The following is a 6,850-nucleotide window of genomic DNA, read 5'->3' on the forward strand; positions in this document are numbered from 1 at the left end:
GGTGCTGGCCAGCCGGGCCGGGCACGGGCCGGCCGCCATGGCGGAGGCCGGCCCCGAACCCCCGCCACGGTGAGACGCGCGACGTCACACCCACCTCGGCCCCCGCGCGCCGAACGGCCCTTGCGAGACTGGTCCCGTGAGCGAGCAGCGGGAACCAACGGGTGCGGAAGGACACGGCACCGGATCGGCTGGCCGATCCGCCGAGCGGTCGAGGGAGTGGTTCGAGCGGGCCAGCGCTCTCACCCCGGGCGGTGTGAACAGCCCGGTGCGGGCGTTCCACTCCGTCGGCGGTACCCCCAGGGTGATGGTGCGCGGCGCCGGCCCACACCTGTGGGACGTCGACGGGAACCGGTACGTGGACCTGGTGTCCTCCTGGGGACCGATGATCCTCGGACACGCCCACCCCGCCGTCGTGGAGGCCGTCCGGTCGGCAGCCACGAACGGGTTGTCGTTCGGCACCCCCACCACAGGTGAGGTGGAGCTCGCCCAGGAGATCATCGACCGGGTGCCGCCGGTCGCCCAGCTCCGCCTGGTCAACTCCGGCACCGAGGCCACCATGAGCGCCGTTCGGCTCGCCAGGGGCTACACGGAGCGGCGCAAGATCGTGAAGTTCGCCGGCTGCTACCACGGCCACGTCGACGCGCTGCTGGCCAGCGCCGGCTCCGGGGTCGCGACGCTGGGCCTGCCCACCACTCCGGGGGTCACCGGCGCCCAGGCCGAGGACACCCTCGTCCTGCCCTACAACGACCTCGCCGCCGTGCGGGAGGCCTTCGACCACCACGGCGCCGACATCGCCTGCGTGATCACCGAGGCCGCCGCCGGCAACATGGGGGCGGTGGCCCCCGTGCCCGGCTTCAACGCGGGCCTCCGGGAACTCTGCGACCGCCACGGCGCGCTGCTGGTGGTGGACGAGGTCATGACCGGGTTCCGGGTGTCCCGGTCCGGGTGGTACGGCATCGACGGAGTCGCCGGCGACCTCTACACCTTCGGCAAGGTGATGTCCGGTGGGTTGCCGGCGGCCGCGTTCGGCGGCCGCGCCGAGGTGATGGCCCGGCTCGCACCGGCCGGACCCGTCTACCAGGCCGGCACGCTGTCCGGGAACCCCGTCGCCGTGGCGGCGGGCCTGGCGACGCTGCGCGCCGCCGACGACGCCGTGTACGCGCGGCTCGACGAGAACGCCCGCCGGCTCGGTGGCCTGCTCGGCGACGCCCTGACCTCGGCCGGCGTCCCGCACCACGTCGCCTACGCCGGCAACCTGCTCAGCGTCTTCTTCACCGAGGACGAGGTCCACGACTACGCCGCGGCCCAGCGGGCCGAGACCTGGCGTTTCCCCGCGTTCTTCCACGCGTTGCTGGAACGCGGCGTGTACGCGCCGCCCAGCGCCTTCGAGGCCTGGTTCGTGTCGGCGGCGCTGGACGACGACGCGTTCGAGGTGATCGCGGCGGCACTGCCCGCCGCCGCCGAGGCCGCCGCGGCGGCGAGCCGAGAGGGGACGAGATGACGACCCGGACGACCGTGCACCTGCTCCGCCACGGCGAGGTGCACAACCCGAGCGGCGTGCTCTACGGGCGCCTCCCGAACTTCCACCTCTCCGCGACCGGTGAGCAGCAGGCCAAGGAGGTGGCCGCGTTCCTCGCCGACCGGGACCTCGTGCACGTGGTGGCCTCGCCGCTGGAACGGGCGCAGCAGACCGCGCAGCCGCTGGTCGCCACCCACGGCGTGGAACTGGCCACCGACGACCGCCTGATCGAGGCGGGGAACCTCTTCGAGGGGCTCCGGGTGTCGGTGGGTGACGGCGCGTTGCGGTCCCCCCGGCACTGGTCGAAGTTGCGCAACCCGTTCCGCCCCTCCTGGGGGGAGCCATACCTGCGGATCGCGCACCGCATGCTCGGCGCGGTCCACCGGGCGCGGGCCGCGGCGGAAGGCCACGAGGCGGTGTGCGTCTCCCACCAGCTGCCGATCTGGACCACCAGGCTGTTCCTCGAAGGGCGTCGGATGTGGCACGACCCCAGGCGGCGGCAGTGCTCGCTGGCCTCCCTGACCAGCCTCGTCTTCGACGACGAGCAGCTGGTCCGGATCTCCTACTTCGAGCCGGTGGGCGGCACCGACGCGCGGGTGACGGGAGCCTGAGCCGCCCGGGCCGGGGACCCACCTCGACGGGTGGCTCCCCGGTCACCGGCCCGGTTCCCGGGTGCCCCCCGGGCGGTGGCAGGCTGGTTCCCGGGGCAGCGCCACCCCGGCGGATGAACGCGTGTCCGGTGACGGCGACGGACCCCAGCGGGAAGGTGTGTGATGAGCGGTAGCGGACAGTCCGACCACGGCATCGGCGGGACACGGCGGCGTCGGCGTCGCCTCGCGGTCCTGGCCGTGGCCACCGGCCTGCTGGCCACCGCGTGCGTCGGAACCGAGCAGGTGGAGGGGGACTTCCAGTTCATCGCCCCCGGCGGTCAGACCCGCATCCACTACGAGGCGGCGGAACGCCAGCCCGTACCGGAGATCGCGGGTGAGGACCTGTTCGACGAGGACAACCGCATCAGCGTCGCCGACTACGCCGGTGACGTCGTCGTGGTCAACATCTGGGGTTCCTGGTGCACCCCGTGCCGGGAAGAGGCTCCCGAACTCCAGCGCATGTCGGAGGAGACGGCGGACGAGGACGTGCGGTTCCTGGGGATCAGCGTCCGGGACAACCCGCGCAGCGCGCCGATCGACTTCATGGAGAACCTCGGCCTGACCTATCCGAGCATCTACGACCCCTCCGGCCGGTCGCTGCTCGGGCTGCGCGGCTACCCGCGCAACGCCGTGCCCTCCACCCTGCTGATCGACCGCGAGCAGCGGGTGGCGGCGGTGTTCCTCGCGCAGGTCCACGAGGAGGAGCTGATGCCCGCGATCGAGGACCTGCTCGCCGAGGGTGGCGGCGACGCCGGGGAGGTGGGCGGCCGGTGAGCGGCGGAGTGGGCGGCGCCACGCACGGGCGACCCCCGGCGGAGTATCCGTTTCGTACTGCTTACTCTCGTTGAGCGTGGACCCCACCGAGTTCGTGATCAGCGGCCCGCTGCTGCTGGCGATGGGCCTTTCGGCGCTGGCCGGCCTCGTCAGCTTCGCGTCGCCGTGCGTGATCCCGCTGGTCCCCGGCTACCTCGCCTACCTGGCGGGGTTGGTCGGCGCGTCCGCGCCGGACGAGGCGCCCACCCGGGCGGCGCAACCGGTGCCCGCCGGGGCGGCGTCCCCGATGCCGAAGTCCCCGGCCTCCCCGCCCGAAGCGGTCGGGAAGCCGGCGGAAACCCGACCGGAACCGCGTGCGGGCCGGTGGCGGGTGGCCGGCGCGGCGCTGCTGTTCGTCCTGGGGTTCACGGTCGTGTTCATGCTCGCGACGGTCAGCCTCCTCGGGCTCTCCGAGACGATCACGGCCAACGAGGTCGTGCTCCAGCGGGTGGGCGGCGTGATCACCATCGCGATGGGGCTGGTGTTCCTCGGGTTGGTGCCGGCCCTCCAGCGCGACCTCCGGTTCCACCGCGTCCGCCGGGACGGGGTCCTCGGAGCTCCGCTGCTCGGCGGCGTGTTCGCACTGGGCTGGACGCCCTGTCTCGGTCCGACCCTGACCGGCGTGTTGTCCTTCGCCATCGCCACCCAGGACGACGGCGGGGTCCTGACCAGGGGTGTCACCCTCGTCGCCGCGTACTGCCTCGGACTGGGCCTGCCGTTCGTGCTCCTCGCGGTCGGGGCGGGCTGGGCCGTGCGCAGCGCCGGCTGGCTGCGGCGGAACACGAGGAGGATCCAGCTCGCTGGTGGCGTGATGATGATTCTGGTGGGGGTTCTGCTCGTGACCGGTACCTGGAACTGGCTCATCGGCGTGCTGCGCGGTCCGATCAGCGGCTTCGAGTTGCCGCTCTGATGGCCGAGGAGTCGAAGCCCCGGGAGGAGGCCAGGGCGGGACGCGCGCCGCACCGCGTGGTGCTGGCGACCCTCCGCAACTACTGGCGTGGTCTGACGACCATGCGGACGGCACTCGTGCTGCTGTTCCTGTTGGCGCTGGCGTCGGTGCCCGGCGCGCTGCTCCCGCAACGGTCGGTGGCTCCGGAACTCGTCGTCGACTACTACAACGACAACCCGCGCCTGGCCCCCCTCCTCGACCGGCTGTCGATGTTCGACGTCTTCGGCAGCGTGTGGTTCGCCGCGATCTACGTGCTGCTGTTCACCTCCCTCGTGGGGTGCGTGGTGCCGAGGTGCGCGGAGTTCGTCCGGCAGCTGCGCGCCAGGCCCGTGCTGACACCGAGGAACCTCGACCGGCTACCGCACCACCACCGCGCGGAGACCGACGCCTCGCCGCAGGAGGTGGTCGACCACGCCCGGACCGTGCTCAAGGGGTGGCGGGTCGCCGAACGCGAGGAGGACGGGGGTGTCCGCACCCTCAGCGCCGAACGGGGCTACCTCCGCGAGGCGGGGAACCTGGTCTTCCACACCGCGATGCTGGGCCTGCTGGTCGCCTTCGCGTTGGGCGAGCTGTTCGGGTACGAGGGCCAGACCATCGTCCGGGCCGACGGCCAGGAGTTCTGCAACTCGGGCATCTACAACTACGACTCCTTCAACGCGGGGATCAGCGTCGACGGCACCCACCTGAACCCGTTCTGCGTCCGCGTCGACGGTTTCCGCGCGGAGCACCTGCCCACCGGGCAGGCCCTCCAGTACCACGCCGACCTGTCCTACCAGGTGGGCGACGCCCTGGAGACCGGTGAGTGGAGCCAGCACGAGCTCCAGGTGAACCACCCGCTGCGCACGGGATCCGACCGCGTGTACCTGCTGGGGCACGGGTACGCGCCCCGCTTCACCGTCACCTTCCCCAACGGGGAGGAACGGGTCGGGACCACCCAGTGGCGGCCGGTGGAACTCCAGACCATGCTCTCCGAGGGAGCGACCAAGTTCGACCCGCCGGACACCCCGGACCAGGAGGAACGGCACCGCAACCAGCTGGCCATCACCGGCCTGCTCGCCCCCACCCCCGCCTATGACGGATCCCTGTTGACCTCCCGGTTCCCCGCGCTCAACGAGCCGGCGGTCGCGGTGGACATCCTGCGCGGGAACCTGGGCAACGACTCCGGCCGCGGGCAGTCCATCTTCGAGGTCGACCAGGAGATGGTGGACGCGGGACTCCTCGAACGGGTGGCCAGGGAGAACCTGTCGGTCGGTGAGGAGCTGGAGCTGGACGACGGCACCGTCATCCGCTTCGACGGGGTCGACGACTGGGTCTCCCTCCAGGTCTCCCACGATCCGGCGCAGATCTGGGTGCTGGTCGCGAGCATCGCGGTGCTGCTCGGGCTGAGCCTGTCGTTGGGGATCAAACGGCGCCGGATCTGGGTGCGCGCCACCCCTGCCGGTCCGGACGGCCCCGGTGGTCGTACCGTGGTGCGCATCGGTGGTCTGGCACGGACTGACCAGGCCGGTTACGGCGAGGAGTTCACCCGGCTCGCCGCCGAGCTGGAGCCCGCCGGCCGTTCGGAACCGCCGGCTGACCCGGAGCCCGCTTCGGCCCGGGTGCACGGGAAGGACACCTGATGCCTGTCAACGAGACGCTGTCGGTCTACAGCGATCTCTGCTACGCCGCCGCGTTGGCCGTGTTCATGCTCGGACTGCTGCTGCACGCCGCGGAGTACGGATTCACCCGCAAGCCCAGGCAACGTGCGGCGGCGCCGGCCGCCGGGGCCGCCGGGGGCGGCGTGGCCACGCTGGACCCCTCGGAGGAGGACCTCCCGGAGGGGGCGGCCCGTGCCGGGACGCGTGACCGGCGTCCGCTGGCGGCGCGACTGGGCCGGATGGGCGTGGCCCTGACGGTGCTGGCCGCCGCCCTCCAGCTGGCGTCCCTGGTGTTGCGGGGGTTGGCGACCAGCCGCATCCCGTGGGGCAACATGTACGAGTACATCGCGGCCCTGTGCCTGGCGGCGGTGGTCGCCTGGCTGGTGGTGCTGCGGCGTCACCCGGTCCGCGAGATCGCGGTCTTCGTGCTGCTCCCCGTGGTCATCCTGTACTTCGTCGCGGGAACCTTCCTGTACGCCGAAGCGGCACCGCTGGTGCCCTCGCTGCGGTCCTACTGGATCATCATCCACGTCTCCGCGGCCATCGTCGGCAGTGGCATCCTGCTGGTCTCCGGGATGGGGGCCGTGGCGTACCTGATCAAGTCGGCGCACGAGCGGCGTCCGGAGCGGTTCCGCAACCTCGGTGCGAAACTGCCGGACCTCGCCGCGCTGGACCGGCTCGCCTACCGCACCGCCGTCTTCGCCTTCCCGATCCTGACCTTCGGCATCATCTGCGGGGCCATCTGGGCCGAGGCGGCCTGGGGCCGCTTCTGGGGGTGGGACCCCAAGGAGACGGTGGCCTTCATCTCCTGGGTGGTCTACGCCGGCTACCTGCACGCGCGGGCCACCACCGGCTGGCGCGGGGTGCCCGCCGCGTGGATCAACGTGATCGGTTTCGCCACCGTCGTCTTCAACCTCTTCTTCGTGAACCTGGTCGTGGCGGGTCTGCATTCCTATGCTGGAGTCGGCTGATCGGCGGTGGCGCGGGCCTGGCGGGCGGAACGCGAACCCCCCACAAGCACGGGAAACGGCTGGCGTTACCGTCGAAGGCGGGTCGGGGAAGGCTCGATCCGTTCGCTCGTGTGGAAGGACGAACGGTGACCGGACAGTACGAGCCGGAATCGCGCGGGGAGCCGAACTGGCAGGCGGCCGGTGGGCCCGCCGCCGGGGACGGTTCCGCCAGTGGGCCCTACTACGTGGAACAGACCCCGTCAGGCCCCCAGCCCGCCGGTTACCCCGATCCGTCGCGTTCGGGTCCGTACCAGGTCGATCCGTCGCGTTCG

The 6,850-nt window shown here is 72.1% G+C and carries 6 protein-coding genes and 1 pseudogene; all 7 read left to right on the forward strand.

Annotation, left to right across the window (positions count from 1 at the left end):
• Positions 1–136 precede the first annotated feature (136 nt).
• Positions 137–1,501, forward strand: a complete 1,365-nt coding sequence (hemL, locus tag ACTIDRAF_RS0216300) for a glutamate-1-semialdehyde 2,1-aminomutase (RefSeq protein ID WP_083886365.1) — start codon at positions 137–139, stop codon at positions 1,499–1,501.
• Positions 1,498–2,130, forward strand: coding sequence for a histidine phosphatase family protein (locus ACTIDRAF_RS0216305; protein ID WP_016699793.1), 633 nt, complete (start codon positions 1,498–1,500; stop codon positions 2,128–2,130). Before hemL ends, ACTIDRAF_RS0216305 begins: the two co-directional genes overlap by 4 nt.
• A 162-nt stretch (positions 2,131–2,292) precedes the next feature.
• A complete protein-coding gene (locus ACTIDRAF_RS0216310) occupies positions 2,293–2,943 on the forward strand; it encodes a TlpA family protein disulfide reductase (protein ID WP_016699794.1) in 651 nt (216 codons plus the stop codon).
• Positions 2,944–3,019: 76 nt separating this feature from the next.
• Positions 3,020–3,892, forward strand: a complete 873-nt coding sequence (locus ACTIDRAF_RS0216315; protein ID WP_016699795.1) for a cytochrome c biogenesis CcdA family protein — start codon at positions 3,020–3,022, stop codon at positions 3,890–3,892.
• On the forward strand, positions 3,892–5,550 hold the full coding sequence (resB, locus tag ACTIDRAF_RS0216320; RefSeq protein ID WP_016699796.1) for a cytochrome c biogenesis protein ResB: 1,659 nt from the start codon (positions 3,892–3,894) through the stop codon (positions 5,548–5,550). Before ACTIDRAF_RS0216315 ends, resB begins: the two co-directional genes overlap by 1 nt.
• Positions 5,550–6,539 (forward strand): c-type cytochrome biogenesis protein CcsB, encoded by a 990-nt coding sequence (gene ccsB, locus ACTIDRAF_RS0216325; RefSeq protein WP_016699797.1) that lies wholly within the window; start codon positions 5,550–5,552, stop codon positions 6,537–6,539. Before resB ends, ccsB begins: the two co-directional genes overlap by 1 nt.
• Before the next feature lie 125 nt (positions 6,540–6,664).
• Positions 6,665–6,850 (forward strand): annotated as a pseudogene (locus ACTIDRAF_RS34525) (hypothetical protein); the annotation flags it as partial.

Source organism: Actinoalloteichus spitiensis RMV-1378 (assembly GCF_000239155.1).
Classification (GTDB): domain Bacteria; phylum Actinomycetota; class Actinomycetes; order Mycobacteriales; family Pseudonocardiaceae; genus Actinoalloteichus_B; species Actinoalloteichus_B spitiensis.

Excerpts from the sequence above, each read along its gene's own strand:
- ACTIDRAF_RS0216305 (WP_016699793.1), top strand. The coding sequence starts at position 1,498 with ATGACGACCCGGACGACCGTGCACCTGCTCCGCCACGGCGAGGTGCAC.
- ACTIDRAF_RS0216310 (WP_016699794.1), top strand. The coding sequence starts at position 2,293 with ATGAGCGGTAGCGGACAGTCCGACCACGGCATCGGCGGGACACGGCGG.
- resB (WP_016699796.1), top strand. The coding sequence starts at position 3,892 with ATGGCCGAGGAGTCGAAGCCCCGGGAGGAGGCCAGGGCGGGACGCGCG.
- ccsB (WP_016699797.1), top strand. The coding sequence starts at position 5,550 with ATGCCTGTCAACGAGACGCTGTCGGTCTACAGCGATCTCTGCTACGCC.